Below are 17,551 nucleotides of genomic sequence, written 5' to 3'. Positions count from 1 at the left end.
CTGAGTCGTTCTGTTCGGTCGAGTCGTTTCTGCGGTTGGGCGGTTCTCTGCGGTTGGGCGGTCCTCTGCGTTGGGTCGTTCTGTTCGCGTTCTCGTTCAGCTGTTCAGTTGTTCAGCGCCCCTCCGTCCTGTCGAGCGGGATGCGCAGGGTGAAGGCGGTCGAACCGGGGCCGCTGGTCAGGTCGAGGGTGCCGCCGTGCGCCCGGGCCAGCGAGAGCGCGACCGCGAGCCCCAGACCGCTGCCGCCCCGGTCGCGGCTGCGAGCCTTGTCGATGCGGTAGAAGCGGTCGAAGACCCGGTCCTGGTCGGCGGCCGGGATGCCGGGGCCCGCGTCGGCGACCCGGACCATCGCGTGGCCGCCGACGCCCTTGTCGCCCCTGTCGACGGTCACGTCCAGGGAGACCGCTGTGCCGGCGGGCGTGTGTACGGCCGCGTTGGTCAGCAGGTTGTCCAGAACCTGCCGGATACGCAGCGGATCGAGACGCAGCGACAGTGCCTTCGTGGCCTCCGTCACCGTCAGTGGATGCTTCGGGTGGCCCGCGCGGAAGGCGTCCGCCGCCTGGCCGACCAGCTCGACCAGGTCGGCGCTCTCCATGCGCAGCGGTGTCTCGACCTGGGCCGCGTCCAGCCGGGCGAGCAGCAGCAGGTCGTCGAGGAGGACACCCATCCGGGCCGCCTCGGCGCGCAGCCGGGCCAGGTGCCGGTCCCGTTCGCCGGGCTCGTTGGCGGCGGCGTACTGGAAGAGGTCCGCATAGCCCCGTACCGACATCAAGGGGGTACGCAGCTCGTGCGAGGCGTCGGCGACGAAACGGCGCAGGCGCTGTTCGGCCTCGGTGCGCACGGCGAGCGAGTCGTCGATGTGTTCGAGCATGGTGTTGAACGCGGTGCGCAGCTCCTCGACCTCGGGGCCGCCGTTGCCCCGGTCGGCGCGTACGGGCAGCCGGGCGGAGTCGGTGAAGTCGTGCGAGGTGATGCCGCGGGCGGTGTGGGCCATGTCGCTGAGCGGCCGGAGGCCGCGTCGCAGCACCGCCCGGCCGAAGATCACGAGGCCCAGCAGGGCGAGCGCGAAGGCGACGACCTGGACCGTGACCAGCCGGTCCATGGTGTTCTCTATGTCGTCCATGGGCGCCGCGGTGACCAGGACCACCCCGTCCTCGACCTCGCAGGCACGCAGCCGGTACGTGTTCCCGTCGATGGGCGCGGTGCGCAGGACGGGGTCGGTTCCGGAGGTCCGCAGGGTCTCCGCGGTGGCGGCGAGTTCACCGGAGTCCTTCGGCACGTCGGCGGGCTCGCGGAGCACGGGCGTGCCGCTCTTGACCTCGTACGAGGCGGTGTACCAGCCCCAGTACGGCTTTGCCTGCACGCTGCCGTAGTCCGCGACGTCCTTGGACTGGGTGGTCTGGACGTGCGTCATCTGGTCACTGAGCTGGCGCACCAGGTACTCCCGCATGTACATCGAGAGCGACGCGCCGACGACGGCGAACACCGCCAGCGAGAGCACGCCCATGCCCAGTGCCAGCCGCGTGCCCAGCCGCAGCCTGCGGTAGGTCTGCCGGCAGCGGCGGATCACTCGCCGACCTGCCTGACCACGTAGCCGACGCCCCGCACGGTGTGGATCAGCGGTTCGTCGTGCTGGTCGGGATCGTCGAGCTTGCGGCGCAGCCGGCTGACGACCAGTTCCACGACGTTGGAACGGCCGCCGAAGCCGTACTCCCAGACGTGGTCGAGGATCTGTGCCTTGGTGAGCACGGTCGGCGACTTGCGCATCAGGTAGCGCAGCACCTCGTACTCGGTGGGGGTGAGGGTGAGCCGTTTGTCTCCGCGGCGGACCTCGCGGGTGTCCTCGTCCATCGTCAGGTCCGCCACCCGGAGCACCGAGCGCTGGAAGGCGGGCCCGGCGCTGCGGCGCAGCACGGTCCTCAGCCGGGCCATCAACTCCTCCACGGCGAAGGGTTTGACCAGGTAGTCGTCGCCGCCCCGGGTGAGCCCCGCGACCCGGTCGGCGACTCCGTCACGCGCGGTGAGGAAGACCACGGGCACCATCGTGCCCGACAGCCGCAGCCGGTCGAGCACGGCGAAGCCGTCGAGGCCCGGCAGCATCAGATCGAGCACCACGATGTCCGGATGGAACTCGGCGGCCCTGCTCAGCGCCTCCTCACCGGAGTAGGCGGTGACCGCCTCCCAGCCCTCGTAGCGGGCGACCGTCGCGACCAGGTCGGCGATGGGCGGATCGTCGTCCACAACGAGAAGTCGTACTTTTTCCACGTGCCCATAGTGCTGCACGCCGCTTCCGTCGCCATAGCTCTCCCCCCTCGTACGCGAGATCGATAACAACTTGAAAGTCCAACGACAGCTCATCGACAGCTACCGTCGGTCATGCTCGGTACCCCCGGACCCGATCAAGGAGCACCGTCCGTGACGACCGTCCAATCGCCTCCCGCGCCCCCCACGGCGATACGACCCAAAGTGGTGGCCCGCACCGGGCTGTACGCCGTGCTGGCCGCCAACGTGGCCGTCGTGACCGTCTTCTTCTTCCAGGCCGGGTTCGCGTCGAACGCGCTGATCGTGATGGGCCGGCTCGCCGGGCTGTACGGCGCCCTCGTCATGGCCTTCCAGCTGGTGCTGGTGGCCCGGCTGCCGTGGCTGGACCACCGCATCGGCATGGACCGGCTGACCTCCTGGCACCGCTGGGTGGGCTTCGGGCTGCTGTGGACGCTGATGTCCCACGCGGTGTTCATCACCTTCGGCTACGCCGAGGGCACGTCCATGGGCCCGGTCGACGAACTGGTGGAGCTGGCCGAGACCACCGAGGGCGTGCTGCGCGCGATCGTCGCCCTGGTCCTGATCATGGTCATCGGCGCGGTCTCCGCGCGCTACGCCCGCCGCCGCCTCGCCTACGAGACCTGGCACTTCATCCACCTCTACACCTACGTGGCGGTGGTCCTGGCGTTCACGCACCAGGTCGGTGTCGGCACGACGTTCACCTCGTCGTCCGCCGCCACCACGTACTGGTGGGCCCTGTGGAGCGTGGCGCTCGGCTCGGTGTTCCTGGGCCGGGTGGTGCTGCCGCTGCGCAAGAACCTCCGTCACCAGCTACGTGTCTCGGCCGTCGTCCCCGAGGCCGACAACGTCGTCTCGATCTACATGACGGGCCGCGACCTCGACAAGCTGCCCGCCCGCGCGGGCCAGTTCTTCCTGTGGCGGTTCCTCACCAAGGACCGCTGGTGGCAGGCGAACCCGTTCTCGCTGTCGGCGGCGCCCGACGGCAGGTCGCTGCGCCTGACCGCGAAGGTCGCCGGCGACGGCACCGCCGCCCTCAAGCACATCCCGGTCGGCACCCGTGTCTTCGCCGAGGGCCCCTACGGCGCGTTCACCGCGATGCACCGCACCCGCCCTGAGGCCGTCCTCATCGCCGGCGGTGTGGGCGTCACGCCCATCCGCGCGCTCCTGGAGGAGATCCAGGGCCACGCCGTGGTCATCTACCGGGTGGCCAGGGACCAGGACGCCGTCCTCTACGAGGAGCTGCGCGACCTCGCCCACGCCAAGGGGGCCGAGCTGCACCTGGTGAGCGGGCCGGTCGCCCCCGACAAGCTGGCCCCCGCCGAGCTGGCCGAGCTGGTGCCGGACATCGCGGACCGGGACGTCTTCCTGTGCGGCCCGCCGCCCATGATGAACGCGGTGCTGCGCAGCCTGCGGGATCTGGGCGTGCCCAAGTCGCAGACCCACTTCGAGCGCTTCAGCCTGGCCGGATAAGAGGAACGTCGTGAAACGAGCACTGCCTGTTCTGGTCCTGAGCATCGCGGGCCTGGTCCCCGTCTGGCTCTACGAGCCCTCGCTGGGTGTCACCTCCTCGGAGGCCTCCACCCCCGCCACCAGCCCGTCGGTGTCGTCCTCGGGCTCCTCCGGTTCGTCGTCGACGGTCGTCCAGGGCACGACCGTGACCACCGAGAAGGGTGACGTCCAGGTCGAGGTGACGTTCGCGGGGACGAAGATCTCCTCGGTGCGGATGCTGAAGCAGCCGAACCACCCGCAGACCACCGCCGCGGTGCCGGTCCTGATCAAGGAGACCCTCGCCGCACAGAGCGCCGACATCGACACGGTCTCCGGCGCCACCATCACCAGCGACGGCTACAAGGAGTCCCTCCAGGCCGCCATCGACTCCCAGGCGGACTCCGCCGCGGCGTCCCCGTCGCCCTCCGCGTCCACCTCGGCCCCCGCCGCGGAGTCCGCGTCCAAGGTCGTCTCCGGGACCGCCGTGGACACCGAGAAGGGCACCGTCCAGGTCGAGGTGACCTTCGAGGGCGACTCGATCGCGTCCGTGAAGATGCTCCAGCAGCCGAACCACCCGCAGACCACGGCCGCCGTGCCGGTCCTGATCGAGGAGACGCTCGCCGCACAGAGCGCCGACATCGACACGGTCTCCGGCGCCACCATCACCAGCGACGGCTACAAGGAGTCCCTCCAGGCCGCCATCGACGCGAAGGGCTGAGCGGATGCGGCGCGTCGAGCACATCATGGGGTTCCCGATCTCGCTGCGGATCGACGACGAGAACGCCCCGGTGGAGGCGGCGGACACCGTGTTCGCCTGGCTCCACGAGGTCGACGCGCGCTTCAGCCCCTTCAAGCCCGACAGCGAGGTGTCCCGCCTCGACCGGGGCGAGCTGGATGCCGGCGAGCTGAGCGCGGACCTCACCGAGGTGCTCGGCCTGTGCGAGGACTACCGGGTCGCCACCAAGGGCGCGTTCGACGTACGGCTGCCCGGCCGGGGCCTGGATCCCTGCGCGGTGGTGAAGGGCTGGGCCGTGCAGCGGGCGGCGGATCTGCTGGAGGCCGCGGGCGTACGGACGTACTGCCTGAACGCCGGCGGTGACGTGGTCGCCGCCGGGCGCCCCTGGCGGGTGGGCGTACGGCACCCCGAGCACGCCGACCAGCTGTGCACGGTGCTGGAGCTCACCGAGGGCGGTGTGGCGACCTCCGCCCGCTACGAGCGGGGTGACCACATCCTCGACGGCCGCACCGGACGCCCGGCCACCGGACTGCTGAGCCTGACCGTCGTCGCCCCCACGCTCACCGAGGCGGACGCCACGGCGACGGCTGCGTTCGCGATGGGCACGGAGGGCATCGAGTGGGCCGCCGCCCGCAAGGGCTGCGAGGTGTTCGCGGTGGACGCCGACCGGCAGGTCTTCCGGACAGCGGGCTTTCCGGTGGCCGCCTGAGCGCCATGCCGGCTGTTCTGTACGTCCGTGTGGGCGCCCTCCGTCGCGACGGTGGGCGCCCACTTGGCGTTCTGCGGTGTCCGTGGCCGTCAGTGGCCGCGGTCGATCCACTCCTGGAGGTGCGGTGCCTCGGCCCCGATGGTGGTGGGGTCGCCGTGCCCGGTGAGGACCTTCGTCTCGGGCGGGAGGGCGAGCAGCCGGTCCCGGATCGAGTCGATGATCGTCGGGAAGTGGGAGTAGGAACGGCCGGTGGCACCCGGGCCACCGTTGAAGAGGGTGTCGCCGGTGAAGACGGTGCCCAGGCCCCGGTCGTACAGGCAGACCGCTCCCGGCGCGTGTCCGGGCGTGTGCAGGACCATGAGATCCGCGCCGGCGGCTTCGATCACCTGGCCGTCGGCCAGCCAGGCGTCGGGTTCCCGGTCCGGGTGGGTCTGCTTCCACAGGGGCAGGTCGTCGCGGTGCAGCCAGATGGTGGCGCCGGTGCGCCCGGCGAGCGCGGGGGCAGCGTCGATGTGGTCGTTGTGGGCGTGGGTGCAGATGATGGCGGTCAGGCGCCGGTCGCCGACAGCTTCCGCGATGGCGTAGGCGTCATGGGCGGCGTCGATGACGATCGCCTCGTGGTCGTCGCCGATGATCCACACGTTGTTGTCGACGTCCCACGTGCCGCCGTCGAGGCTGAACTGCCCTGAGGTGACGAGGCGTTCGATGCGGGCGGCCATCAGAACACCACCACCGAACGCAGCACGTCGCCGCCGTGCATCCGCTCGAACGCCTTCTCCACCTCGTCGAGTTGGATGGTCTCCGTGACGAACTTGGCGAGGTCCAGGCGGCCTTGGAGGTGCAGGTCGATGAGCATGGGGAAGTCGCGGGAGGGCAGGCAGTCGCCGTACCAGGACGACTTCAGCGAGCCACCGCGCCCGAAGACATCGATCAGCGGGAGCTCCAGCTTCATCTCCGGCGTCGGCACACCCACCAGCACGACCGTCCCGGCGAGGTCACGGGCGTAGAACGCCTGCTTGTACGTCTCCGGGCGGCCGACCGCCTCGATGACCACGTCGGCGCCGTTGCCGCCGGTCAGCTCACGGATCGCCTCGACCGGATCGGTCTCCTTGGAGTTGACCGTGTGCGTGGCGCCCATCGTGCGGGCGGTGGCCAGTTTCCGGTCGTCGATGTCGACGGCGATGATCTTCGCGGCACCCGCGAGGTTCGACCCGGCGATCGCCGCGTCCCCGACCCCACCGCAGCCGATGACCGCGACGGAGTCGCCGCGTCCGACGTTCCCGGTGTTGATGGCGGCGCCGATTCCGGCCATCACGCCACACCCCAGCAGCCCGGCGACAGCGGCCGAGGCTGCCGGGTCGACCTTGGTGCACTGTCCGGCCGCGACGAGCGTCTTCTCGGCGAACGCCCCGATACCGAGCGCCGGGGAGAGTTCCGTGCCGTCGAGCAGGGTCATCTTCTGCTTGGCGTTGTGCGTGTTGAAGCAGTACCACGGACGCCCGCGCAGACAGGCCCGACAGTTTCCGCACACCGCACGCCAGTTGAGGATCACGAAGTCACCGGGAGCCACGTCCGTGACCCCCTCCCCCACCGACTCCACGACCCCGGCCGCCTCATGACCGAGCAGGAAGGGGAAGTCGTCGTTGATCCCGCCCTGCTTGTAGTGCAGGTCGGTGTGGCACACACCGCAGGCCTGGATCTGGACCACGGCCTCGCCCGGACCGGGGTCCGGCACGACGATCGTCTCGACCCGCACCGGTTCGTTCCTGCCCGGTGCGATCACGCCGCGTACTTCCTGCGCCATGGTGCTGAACCCTTCCATCGGCCAATGTTCGGTTCCTCGCTCCGACCCTACGCGCGACCGATCGGTAACGGCGCGCCCACGCTGGAGCCCACCGCCGGAGACACCCCCGGGGTGTCTCCGGTACGGCAGTGGACATGCCGAGGGGTGCCCGTACAGTCGTCCCGTGAGTGCGCCGAGTCCACCGGGCCGCCCGAGCGGGTGGGGCGCGCCACGGACGTCAGCGCATGAAGTCCCGGACGGCTCCGGCGAGTTCGGTCTCGTCCAGGGCGCCCGGCCCGCCGAGGGCGAGCAGCCGGTGCGGGACGTGGACGAGCGTGCCGGCGATGTGATGGGCCGAGGTACCGCGCGGGCAGGGTTCGACCAGCACCACGTCGGCGTGGTCGGCGGCGAGCACGGCCGTGCGCAGTCCGACCTCGTCGAAGGGGCGGACGATGCCCGTGTAGAGGACGGCGAGGTCCAGTCCGGCGGTGGCGCGAAGCACCGGGTCGAGCATGGCGCCCACCGCGAGCACCACGCCCGCGCTCCCGTCCCGTACCTGCTCGAAGCCGTCGGTCGCGCCGTGCGGTTCGGCGTTGCACTCGGCGGACACATGGACGTACGCCCGCTCACCGCGGGCGATGGCGGTCAGTACGGCCCGCCGCACCTCGTCGGGGTGGCCGGGAACGTACAGGGTCCAGTCGGGGCGGGCGGCGAACCTGGCGAGTTCCGCGGGGACACCGAAGCCGACGAGGATCCTGGCGTCCGGGCGAGCCTCGTCGCCGCCCGTGAGCGGCAGGGCGTCGGCGGCGGCGAGCAACATCTCGGATTGCACGGAGTCCTCCTGGGTAAGAGCCTGAGCACAGCGTTAGGAATTCATTAAAATAGGCGCCTGTAGCGCTCTTCACATCGTTGCGGATTCCCCGGAATTACCTCCGCCACGCCGGGTTTTCCAGCCTTTAACAAGCGCAGATGGACGTGGTCGATTCTTTGCCCTGCCCAGGCTGTGAGCTGGTGTTGACGCGTGTCGGGCCGTGCTTCTCTTGACCGTGCTCAGCAACGGCTGCACGGATCGGGAGGGAAACTCCGATGGTCGAAATCCCAGCGGATTGCGCGGTTCGTCCTTTTGTTCATCTGATCGCGGGGCCGACAGGGGCGGGGAAGAGCGCCGCGGCCAACGACCTGGCCCGGGTCACCGGGGCTCCGGTCGTCGTCGCCGACCGCCTCCAGTGCTTCACGGACCTGGCCACCACGAGCGCCCGCGCGGGTGCGGAGGCCCCGGGTGTGCGGCGGTACTGGCTCGCCGACCGGACCGTCGCCGACGGCGACCTCGGCGCGGGCGCGGCTGCGGACTCCCTGTTCGCACTGGTGGAACGGCTGGGCGCGCAGCACCCGTTCGTGATCGTCGAGGGTGGTTCGATCTCCCTGCTCAAGGTGCTGGCCGAGCGCTGCGCCCCCCTGCCCTGGCAGCTGTCCGTGCGGGTGCTGCCGCTGCCCGCGTACGGCGACTACGTCGAGGCGCTCACCCACCGGGCACAGACGATGCTCGCACCGCCGGACCCCGACCGCAGCCTCCTGGAGGAACTGGCCGCGCTCTGGGCGGACCCCCGGCACCGGCGTTTCGCGGCGTCCGTGAACGGGTTCGAAGCCGTCCTCGAATGCTGTGCGAAATATTCACTGGATGTAGGGAGCATTCACAAACAGGTGCTGTCCGGTCCGGTGCGGTCCCGGATGGCATCGCTGATCGCTCTGCGGCATGCGGAGCACGGAATTCTCCAGAGTCGCGTGTTCACTGAAACTTTCAAAAAGCGGCTGCCGGGCCCGGTGCTCGATCCGAGCATGCTGGGACGTGCCGCATGAAGGGAATCCCCGGCAGCATTACCCGGCCGGATCACCTCGTTCCGTTTCCGGACTCCGCCGTCGAGGACCTGGTCCGGGCCGCCGACGACTTCGGCCATATCGTCGGTTCGCGACCGCTCGGCGTCTTCACGCCCCCGTCCGTGGCCGCGCTGGCGGAGTTCGTCGCGATGGCGGGCCCACAGGGTCTGGCGGTCACCGCCCGGGGCGGCGGGTACTCCGTGTACGGCCAGGGCCAGGCCGAAGGCGGGTACGTCGTCGACCTGGGGGCCCTCGACGAGGTGCGCTGCGCGCCCGCCGCACGGACGCTCACCGCCGGGGCGGGCGCCCGCTGGAGCGAAGTCGTCCGGGCCGCCCTCGCCGAGGGGCTCACCCCGCCCGTGCTCCCCGACCACCTCGGCGGCAGCGTCGGCGGCCTGCTGAGCACCGGAGGCCTGGGCGGCTCCAGTCACCGGCACGGTCTGGTCGCCGACCATGTGCGGGAGTTGGACGTGGTCACGGGCGCCGGAGAGGAGGTGACCTGCTCGCGCGAGCGCCACCCGGACCTGTTCGACGCCGTGCTGGCGGGCCTCGGCCAGTGCGCGCTGATCGTGCGCGCCACGCTCGACCTGGTCCCCGCACCCACCCTGGTGCGCCGCTTCCGCCTCTACCACCACTCCCCCGGCACGTTCTTCGCCGACCAGCGCGCCCTGGCCCGCGACGACCGCTTCAGCCATGTGTACGGCCAGGCGCGCCCCACGCTCGGCGGCGCCTGGGACTACATGATCGAGGCGGTGGCCCCGTGCACCGGCCGACTCCCCTGCGACGAGACCCTGTTGACCGGCGGCCTGGAGCACGACCGGGACACCGAGGAGATCGAGAACCTCTCGTACGAGGAGTTCCTGCGGCGCATGGACCGCGACGAGCGGATCCTGCGCACCACGGGCGAGTGGCAACGCCCGCATCCCTGGCTGACGTTGCTCCTCCCGGAGGAGGCCGCCCCCGGCTTCGTCCCGGCGGTGCTGGCCGACCACGCGCAGAGCGGGCTGCGCGCCTGTGGAGTGGTCCAGCTGCGTCCGCTCAGCTCCCGGGCCCTGCGCGCCCCGCTGCTGCGCAGGCCGCCGGGCGAACTCCTGTGCCTGCTCTCGCTGATGCGTACGGCTCCGCCCGGCGCCCCCGAGAACGTCAGGGAGGCGGTCTCCGCCAACCGGGCACTGTACGAGCGGGCACGCGAACTCGGCGGTGTCCTGCATCCGACCAGCGCGCTGCCGATGACCTGCGAGGACTGGCGGGCGCACTTCGGCCCCGCCTGGGAGACACTCGCCCGCGCGAAGGACCGCTACGACCCGCACTCCGTCCTCACCCGGGGGTACGGACTGTGGCCGTGACCGCCGTCACCGTGTTCTGCGGTGCCTCCCCCGGACACCGTCCCGGGCACCGGGAGACCGCCGCCGCCCTGGGCCGCGCCCTCGCACGGGCGGGCCTGCGGCTCGTCTACGGCGGGGCCCGCACCGGTCTCATGGGCGCGCTCGCGGACGCCGCGCTGGACGGCGGCGGCAGGGTGACCGGGGTCGTGCCGCGACGGCTGCTGCCGTACGAGATCGCGCACACCGGTCTCAGCGAGCTGGAGGTCGTGGCGGACATCCACGAACGCAAGGCGCGCATGGCGGAGTCGGGCGACGCGTTCGTGGCACTGCCGGGCGGGCTCGGTACGGCGGAGGAGCTGTTGGAGGCGCTCGCCTGGGCGCAGCTGCGCATCCATCGCAAACCGTGTCTGCTGCTCGACCCGTACGGCTTCTACCGTCCGCTGCTGACCTTCCTGGAGCACGCGCGGGACGAGGGTTTCCTGCGTCCCGGGGATCTGGAGCGGATCGTGGTGTGCGAGTCGGCCGAGGAGGTGGTCGCTCAACTCACCTCCCCCGCCGATGAGTCGACCGTCGAGTCGAACCCGGCGCGGCCGACCGACCCTGTTCGGAGCCTCTCCGGTGGCCGTACCGCGTTCCTGTTCTCGGGCGCCGGGTCCCAGCAGCCAGGGATGGGGCGTGAACTCCACAGTGCCTTCCCGGTGTTCGCGACGGCGCTGGAGGAGGTGTGCGCCGGGCTGAACCCCTATCTGGACGTGCCGCTGCTGGACGTGATGTTCGCCGAGGCCGGGACGCACACGGCCGCGCTGCTGGACCGGATCGCGTTCGGCGGTCCGGCGATTTTCGCGCTCCAGATCGCGCAGTACCGGCTGTTGGAGAGCTGGGGTGTGCGCCCGGACGTGCTGTTCGGGTACTCGGCCGGGCGGATGGCCGCCGCCCATGCCGCGGGCGTGTTCTCGCTGGCGGACGGCTGCCGCGCGGTGGGCACGTTGTCCCGGCTCATGGGCGCGCTGCCGGAGGAGGGGGCGATGGCGGCGGTGGAGGCGTCCCCGGAGGAGCTGTGCCTCGGGCCCGGGGTGGTGGTCGCGGCTGTCAACGGGCCCCGGGCGGTGGTGGTTTCGGGCGACCGGGACGCGGTGGCGGCCGTACGGGAGGAGTGGGCGGATCGCGGCCGGCGAACGAGGGCACTGCGCATCGATGTGGCCGCGCACTCGCCGCATCTGGACCCGGTTCTCGACGAGTACCGCCGGACCCTGGAGACGCTGGATCTGCGCGCCCCGGCCCTGTCCCTGGTCTCCGACATCACGGCGAAGCCGGTCGGCGCCGAGGCGGCGACGCCGGAGTTCTGGGTGCGCGAGCTGCGCGAACCGGTCCGATTCGCGGACGCGGCAGGCCTGTTGGCGGCGGACGGGGTGAACACGTTCCTCGAACTCGGCCCGGGCGAGGTACTGGCCGGCCTGCTCGACGGCTGTCTGCTGAGCGGCGAGACGGAAACTGTCGTCCTCGCGACGGCCCGGGACTGGCGAGCGCTCCGGCGGTAGGGAATGCGGGAGAGGGGACAGTCACCGTTTCTCCTCTCCCCGGGCCGCCGACGTAGGGTGAATGTCCCGCCCGTCCGCCTCCCGAGGAGCGCCGTGAGCATCGCAGAGCCGAACGCCGGTCCGCCCGCCTGGCGGCTGCTCCTCGGCTACGTACGGCCGCACCGGTGGACCCTGCTGGCGGGCGCTCTGCTGTCCCTGGCCACGGGTGCTGCGGGGCTGGCGCTGCCGTTGGTGGCGCGAGGGCTCATCGACGATCTGTCCCACGACCGGACGATCACCGGGGCGCTGGTGCTGATGTCGGCGCTCGTCGTCACCAACGCGGCGCTGGGCGCGCTGGGTTCGTACGTGTTGCGGCGCACCGCCGAGTCGGTGGTGCTGGGGGCCCGGCGGGCGTTGTCCTCCTATCTGCTGCGGCTGCGGATTCCGGCCGTGGACCGGACCGAGCCCGGCGATCTGATGGCCCGGGTCACCTCGGACACGACCCTGCTGCGCGAGGTCACCACCGACTCGCTCGTCGGCCTCGGCACCGGCGGTCTCACGCTGGTGGCGACGATCGTGATGATGGGCCTGGTCGATCCGGTGCTGCTGGGTGTCACCCTCGCCGTGATCGTGGGGGCGGGGACCGTGCTCGGGGTGATCGTGCCGCGTATCAACAAGGCGAGCCGGCGGGCGCAGGACGCGGTCGGTGTCATGGGCGCCTCGCTGGAACGGGTACTGGGCGCGCTGCGCACGATCAAGGCGTCCGGCGCCGAGCACCGGGAGGAGCAGCGGCTGCACGCGGCGGCCGAGGAGTCCTGGCGGCAGAGCGTACGGGCCGCCAAGTGGTCGGCCGCGGCGGGCAACACGGCCGGCCTCGCGATGCAGATCGCCTTCATCACGGTGCTCGCGGTCGGCGGCGCGCGGGTCGCGACCGGCGCGGTCGAGGTCGGCACACTGGTCGCTTTCCTCCTCTACGTCTTCTATCTGATGTCGCCGATCCAGCAGGTGGTCGGCGCGATCACCCAGTACCAGACGGGCGCCGCGGCCCTCACCCGTATCCAGGAGGCCCTCGCCCTGCCGGCCGAACCGTCGTCGGCCCGCCCCGCGCCCCTCCCGGCCGCCGACGCCGAACCGGCGGCACTCGCCTTCGACGAGGTCCGCTTCCGCTACGCCGACGATCTTCCGTACGTCCACCACGGCGTGACGTTCGCCGTGCCGCCCCGGGGCATGACGGCGTTCGTCGGCCCGTCCGGCGCGGGCAAGACCACCGTCTTCTCGCTCATCGAACGGTTCTACGACCCCGAGTCCGGCGTCATCACGCTCGACGGCCGGGACACCGCCGACTGGAACCTGACCGAACTCCGGTCCGCCATCGGCTATGTCGAGCAGGACGCACCCGTTCTGTCGGGCTCGCTGCGTGACAACCTGCTGCTGGGCAGTCCGGAGGCGGACGAGGACGCGGTCACGCGCGTGGTGAAGACGACCCGGCTCGACGGTCTGGTGGACCGGCTGCCGCGCGGCCTCGACACCCTGGTCGGGCATCGCGGCACCAAGCTGTCCGGCGGCGAGCGCCAACGGGTGGCCATCGCCCGCGCGTTGCTGCGCCACCCCCGGCTGCTCCTGCTCGACGAGGCGACCTCGCAGCTGGACGCGGTGAACGAGGCGGCGCTGCGCGACACGGTCGCGGATGTCGCCCGTACGACGACCGTTCTCGTCGTCGCCCACCGGCTGTCGACGGTGACGATGGCGGACCGGATCGTGGTGATGGACGCGGGCCGCGTGCGCGCGGTGGGCACCCACCGCGAACTCGTCGCCGGGGACCCGCTGTACGCCGAGCTGGCGGCGACGCAGTTCCTGGCGACCACCGGCTGAGCGCACTCCGCCCGGGAGGCGTTCCCTTCGGGGTGCGATCAGCTCTCCAGTCTGCGCAGCCGTTCCGTGTCGCAGGTGCGGGGGCAGGTGGAGCAGGCCTCGTCCGGGCGGATCGTGTAGTAGAGGCAGCAGCCGGTGCGGGTACGGGTCGGGTGGCGGCGCCCGGACGTGTCGGTTAGGTGGCGGAAGTCGGCGCCGCCGGGGTACGGGGAGACGGCGGAGGGCAGCAGTCCGGTGGCCGCGCGGACGGCGTCGTCCTCCCGGCCGAGAACGCGCCCGAGGTACCAGATCCCGGAGACCAGGTCGTCGGAGACCAGGCCCCACAGGGCGCGCGGTCCCCGGCGGGTGATCGGACCGAGCGCGGTGAGCAGCGGGGCCATGTGGTCGGCCACGGCAGAACGCAACTCGGTGCGCAGCGCCTCCTCGTGCGGGAGCACGGTGACTCCGGGGAGCGTGGCGGCGGGGTCGTCCGGGAGGCAGGACAGGGAGGAACGCGGTGTGATCTTGTACACGCCGGTGGCGAGGTCCAACCGGACGTCCTCGGGCCGGATGCGCGGCACACGGCGCTCCAGGTACCAGACGCCGCTCATCAGCAGGCCGACCGACCAGGCGTAGTCGTGCAGGGCGCGGGAGGCGGCGACGTGGGGGCGGGCGGTGTGCCCGTAGCGCTCCTGGATCCGCGCCGCCTCGGCCCGGACGAAGGCGTCGAGGGCTTCTTGACTGCCCGTCAACTCCGCCCCGATGACGTCCGATTGTGGAACCGGTGCACCCGGCTCCACGACCTGGGCGGTGAGCACTTCGCCGATGTCGACGAGGCGTTGATAGGCACCGCCGAGCACACGCGCGGCGGCGGTGGCCGGCGGGGTCTCCAGGGCGACGCTCATCGGTTCTCCTGCGCAGAAAGTTGCGAGTGGGGTTAGATAGGCAAGGCTTACCTTACTGGCAAGATCGCAAGGCGGTTACCGGGGTGCTCTCATGTCGACGATCAAGGACCGCGCACGTCACAGCCCCTCCACAGCTGGTTGAAAAGTAAAGCATGCCTAACCTAAGCTCCCGGCTCGTGACTGCGACCCAACGGGGTGCGCCGACCGGCGTGCCCTTCCACGCCCTGAGGCACATCCCGATCCTGCTCGCCGGCCTCGGGGCCCTGACCCTGTGCGCCGCGCTGAGCCTCGCCCTCGGCGCGCGCCCGGTGCCCCTCTCGACGGTGGCCGACGCGCTGTTCGGCCACGCCCAGGGCAGGGACGCGCTCGTGGTGACCGGGCTGCGGCTGCCGCGTACGGTCATCGGGCTCGCGGTCGGCGCGGCACTCGGGGTCGCCGGGGCCGTCGCCCAGGGCATCACCCGCAACCCGCTCGCCTCGCCGACCACCCTCGGGATCAACGCGGGTGCCGGTTTCGCGGTGGTGGTCGCCATCTTCGCGCTGAAGCTCGACGACCCCGTCGAGTACGTGTGGTTCGCCTTCGCGGGCGCTGCGGGCGCCGCCCTCCTCGCCCAGGCGCTGGCCCGCCGGGCGGGCGACATCGACCCGGTACGGCTCGCGCTCGGCGGCACCGTCCTCCAACTCGTCCTCCTCTCCTGGACATCGGCGGTCATGCTCCTCAACCAGCGCACCCTGGACGAGGCCCGCTTCTGGCTGGCGGGCTCGCTCTCCGGGCGCTCCCTCGGCACCCTCTGGCCGGTACTGCCCACCCTGCTGCTCGGCCTGCTGGTCGCACTCGCGGTCTCCCCCGCCCTCAACGCGCTTGCCCTGGGCGACGATTCGGCCCAGGCACTGGGCGTCCCGGTGGCCCGGATCCGCCTGGCGGGCGGGATCGCCGTCGTCCTGCTCGCCGGCTCGGCAGTGGCCGTGGCGGGCCCGATCGCCTTCATCGGCCTGGCGGCACCCCATCTCGTACGCCCCCTGCTGGGCGGCGACCACCGCCTCCTGGTCCCCGGCTGTCTGATCGCCGGACCCCTGCTCCTGCTCTCGGCCGACGTACTGGGCCGCCTGGTCGTCCGCCCCTCGGAGCTGGAGGTCGGCATCGTGACCGCGTTCCTGGGCGCGCCGCTACTGGCGCTGCTGGCAAGGAAGGTGGCCCGATGACCGCCGCCGCGCCGGCCGTCCGTACGGCACGGACGGACCACCGCGTGCCGCTCCTCGCCTGCTGCGGACTCGTCGCCGTCCTCGGGCTGCTCACCGTCGCCCTGACCACCGGTGAGACGGGGATTCCGGCGGGCACCGCGCTGCGGGCGCTGGTCGGGCTCGGCGAATCCGGGGACGTGCTGGTGGTGCAGCAGTTCCGGGCGCCGCGGGCCTTCGCCGCGATCGTCGCCGGGGCCGGGCTCGGTGTCGCCGGGTGTGTGCTGCAGCGGCTGTTCCGGAATCCGCTGGCCTCGCCCGACGTCATGGGCGTCACCGGCGGGGCGTCTCTGGGTGCGGTGTCGCTCATCGCGGCCGGGGCCTCGCAGACGCTGATCCCGGTGGGTGCGCTGGGCGGCGGGCTGCTGTCCGCCCTGCTGCTCGGCGTGTTCGCCTGGCGCTCGGGGGTCGCCGTGACCCGGCTGGTGCTGACCGGGCTCGCCGTGCAGGCGGGGCTCGCCGCCGCCGTGAACCTGCTGATCGTGCGCTTCCCGGCCGAGCTTGCCGGGTCCGCGCTCCAGTGGACCACCGGTTCGGTGTACGGACGGACGTGGACGGAGGTGTGGGGAGCGGGCGGCGCCATGGTGGCCGCGCTCGCCGTCACCCTTCTGCTGCACCGACGCCTCGCCGTGCTGGACCTCGGGGACGACTCGGCGGGTGCCCTCGGGGTCAACACCTCCGCCGCGCGGCTCCAACTCCTCCTCGTCGCGGTCGTGCTGGCTTCGCTGGCCGCCGCGCTCGCCGGTCCGGTGACGTTCGTGGCGCTCGCCGTCCCGCACATCGTCCGCTTTCTCACCGGCCCGCCGACGGCCGCCTCCCTGGCGCTGGCCTGTCTCACCGGGGCCGTACTGCTGCTCGCCTCCGACCTGGTGGTCCAGCATCTGCTGCCCGTCGAGGGGCTGCCGGTCGGAGCGGTCACCGCCACGCTCGGCGCGCCCTGGCTGCTGGTGCTGATGTTCCGTCAGAGCAAGCCCGTTCACAGGAGTCACGCATGACCGGCCGACCGGACACCACCAACCAGTTGCGCACCCGGGCTCTCGACCTGCGCTACGGCGACCGGCTCGTCGTCGGCGGGCTCGACCTCACCCTCCCCGGCGGCGCCGTCACCGCCATCGTCGGCCCCAACGCCTGTGGGAAATCAACCCTGTTGAGAGGGCTGAGCCGACTGCTCGCACCCGCCGCCGGCACGGTCACACTCGACGGCTCCGACATCCACCGCATGTCCGCGAAGGCGCTGGCCCTGCGGATGGGGCTGCTCCCGCAGCAGCCGGTCACCCCGGAGGCGATCACCGTCGAGGCGCTCGTCCGGCTCGGCCGCTATCCCCATCAGCGGCTGCTCGCCCCCTGGTCGACGGCCGACCAGCGGGCGGTCGACGAGGCCCTGGAGCGCACCGGCACGACCGCGCTGCGCGACCAGCCCGTCGACCGGCTCTCCGGCGGCCAGCGTCAACGCGCCTGGATCGCCCTGGCGTTGGCGCAGGACACCGAGCTGCTCCTGCTCGACGAACCGACCACCTTCCTCGATCTTCGGCACCAGCTCGACGTACTCGATCTGGTCGCCGCCCTGCACGCCGAGGCGGGCCGCACCGTGGTGATGGTGCTGCACGACCTCGGACAGGCCGCCCGCTACGCGGACCACATAGTGGTCCTCAAGGACGGCCGACTCGCCGCCGCCGGCCCACCGGCCGACGTGCTCGACGCGGAGCTGGTCAGGTCCGTGTTCGACGTGGACTGCCGGGTCATACCCGACCCGGAGACCGGCACCCCGCTGGTCGTGCCCAGAAGCAGCGCGGTGCGGCACTCCGCCACGACCGCCTGACTCACCCCCTGTTCCACAGTTG

The 17,551-nt window shown here is 71.7% G+C and carries 16 protein-coding genes; 10 read left to right on the top strand and 6 right to left on the bottom strand.

All coding sequences use genetic code 11. The features are described 5' to 3' along the window. Window positions 1-112: 112 nt before the first annotated feature. Both OHN74_RS39875 and OHN74_RS39870 read right to left on the bottom strand, forming a co-directional pair. Entirely contained in the window at window positions 113-1,570 is a 1,458-nt protein-coding gene (locus OHN74_RS39875) for a sensor histidine kinase (protein WP_327699435.1), read from the bottom strand. Beyond that, a complete protein-coding gene (locus tag OHN74_RS39870) occupies window positions 1,567-2,265 on the bottom strand; it encodes a response regulator transcription factor (protein ID WP_327699434.1) in 699 nt (232 codons plus the stop codon). Before OHN74_RS39870 ends, OHN74_RS39875 begins: the two co-directional genes overlap by 4 nt. Window positions 2,266-2,415: 150 nt before the next feature. On the opposite strand from OHN74_RS39870, the gene OHN74_RS39865 reads away from it, so the two are divergent. Genes OHN74_RS39865 through OHN74_RS39855 form a run of 3 tightly spaced genes read left to right on the top strand, consistent with a single transcriptional unit; the run spans window position 2,416 to window position 5,216 of the window. Further along, window positions 2,416-3,753 (top strand): ferredoxin reductase family protein, encoded by a 1,338-nt coding sequence (locus tag OHN74_RS39865; protein WP_327699433.1) that lies wholly within the window; start codon window positions 2,416-2,418, stop codon window positions 3,751-3,753. 10 nt (window positions 3,754-3,763) lie between these two features. Further along, on the top strand, window positions 3,764-4,489 hold the full coding sequence (locus OHN74_RS39860) for an FMN-binding protein (protein WP_327699432.1): 726 nt from the start codon (window positions 3,764-3,766) through the stop codon (window positions 4,487-4,489). Between the two features lie 4 nt (window positions 4,490-4,493). Continuing rightward, on the top strand, window positions 4,494-5,216 hold the full coding sequence (locus OHN74_RS39855; RefSeq protein WP_327699431.1) for an FAD:protein FMN transferase: 723 nt from the start codon (window positions 4,494-4,496) through the stop codon (window positions 5,214-5,216). Window positions 5,217-5,305: 89 nt separating this feature from the next. Here the strand turns inward: OHN74_RS39855 and OHN74_RS39850 are convergent, their stop codons facing one another. The 3 genes from OHN74_RS39850 to OHN74_RS39840 form a co-directional block, all read right to left on the bottom strand. Then, the gene (locus tag OHN74_RS39850) at window positions 5,306-5,935 is read right to left on the bottom strand and encodes an MBL fold metallo-hydrolase (RefSeq protein WP_327699430.1); all 630 of its coding nucleotides are present in this window, start codon (window positions 5,933-5,935) and stop codon (window positions 5,306-5,308) included. After that, window positions 5,935-7,020 (bottom strand): S-(hydroxymethyl)mycothiol dehydrogenase, encoded by a 1,086-nt coding sequence (locus tag OHN74_RS39845; protein WP_327700429.1) that lies wholly within the window; start codon window positions 7,018-7,020, stop codon window positions 5,935-5,937. The genes OHN74_RS39850 and OHN74_RS39845 overlap by 1 nt, the downstream gene beginning before the upstream one ends. A 217-nt stretch (window positions 7,021-7,237) precedes the next feature. Beyond that, entirely contained in the window at window positions 7,238-7,831 is a 594-nt protein-coding gene (locus OHN74_RS39840; protein WP_327699429.1) for a transketolase, read from the bottom strand. 254 nt (window positions 7,832-8,085) lie between these two features. Here OHN74_RS39840 and OHN74_RS39835 point away from each other — a divergent pair, with 254 nt between their 5' ends. The 4 genes from OHN74_RS39835 to OHN74_RS39820 all read left to right on the top strand — a co-directional run bounded on the left by OHN74_RS39835 (window position 8,086) and on the right by OHN74_RS39820 (window position 13,588). Continuing rightward, a complete protein-coding gene (locus OHN74_RS39835) occupies window positions 8,086-8,856 on the top strand; it encodes an isopentenyl transferase family protein (RefSeq protein WP_327699428.1) in 771 nt (256 codons plus the stop codon). Beyond that, window positions 8,853-10,220 (top strand): FAD-binding protein, encoded by a 1,368-nt coding sequence (locus tag OHN74_RS39830; RefSeq protein WP_327699427.1) that lies wholly within the window; start codon window positions 8,853-8,855, stop codon window positions 10,218-10,220. The genes OHN74_RS39835 and OHN74_RS39830 overlap by 4 nt, the downstream gene beginning before the upstream one ends. Beyond that, entirely contained in the window at window positions 10,217-11,737 is a 1,521-nt protein-coding gene (locus OHN74_RS39825; RefSeq protein ID WP_327699426.1) for a TIGR00730 family Rossman fold protein, read from the top strand. Before OHN74_RS39830 ends, OHN74_RS39825 begins: the two co-directional genes overlap by 4 nt. Before the next feature lie 93 nt (window positions 11,738-11,830). Continuing rightward, window positions 11,831-13,588, top strand: coding sequence for an ABC transporter ATP-binding protein (locus OHN74_RS39820; protein ID WP_327699425.1), 1,758 nt, complete (start codon window positions 11,831-11,833; stop codon window positions 13,586-13,588). Window positions 13,589-13,626: 38 nt separating this feature from the next. On the opposite strand, the gene OHN74_RS39815 is transcribed toward OHN74_RS39820, so the two are convergent. Continuing rightward, window positions 13,627-14,472, bottom strand: a complete 846-nt coding sequence (locus tag OHN74_RS39815; protein ID WP_327699424.1) for a (2Fe-2S)-binding protein — start codon at window positions 14,470-14,472, stop codon at window positions 13,627-13,629. 209 nt (window positions 14,473-14,681) lie between these two features. Between OHN74_RS39815 and OHN74_RS39810 the strand changes: the two genes are divergently transcribed. Genes OHN74_RS39810 through OHN74_RS39800 form a run of 3 tightly spaced genes read left to right on the top strand, consistent with a single transcriptional unit; the run spans window position 14,682 to window position 17,529 of the window. Next, window positions 14,682-15,674 (top strand): FecCD family ABC transporter permease, encoded by a 993-nt coding sequence (locus tag OHN74_RS39810; protein ID WP_327700428.1) that lies wholly within the window; start codon window positions 14,682-14,684, stop codon window positions 15,672-15,674. After that, window positions 15,671-16,705, top strand: a complete 1,035-nt coding sequence (locus tag OHN74_RS39805; RefSeq protein ID WP_327699423.1) for a FecCD family ABC transporter permease — start codon at window positions 15,671-15,673, stop codon at window positions 16,703-16,705. The genes OHN74_RS39810 and OHN74_RS39805 overlap by 4 nt, the downstream gene beginning before the upstream one ends. Further along, window positions 16,702-17,529, top strand: a complete 828-nt coding sequence (locus tag OHN74_RS39800; protein WP_327699422.1) for an ABC transporter ATP-binding protein — start codon at window positions 16,702-16,704, stop codon at window positions 17,527-17,529. Before OHN74_RS39805 ends, OHN74_RS39800 begins: the two co-directional genes overlap by 4 nt. Window positions 17,530-17,551: the final 22 nt, after the last annotated feature.

It is taken from the genome of Streptomyces sp. NBC_00459, from assembly GCF_036013955.1.
Lineage (GTDB): Bacteria > Actinomycetota > Actinomycetes > Streptomycetales > Streptomycetaceae > Streptomyces.
This window is presented reverse-complemented; position numbering and strand designations above follow the sequence as displayed.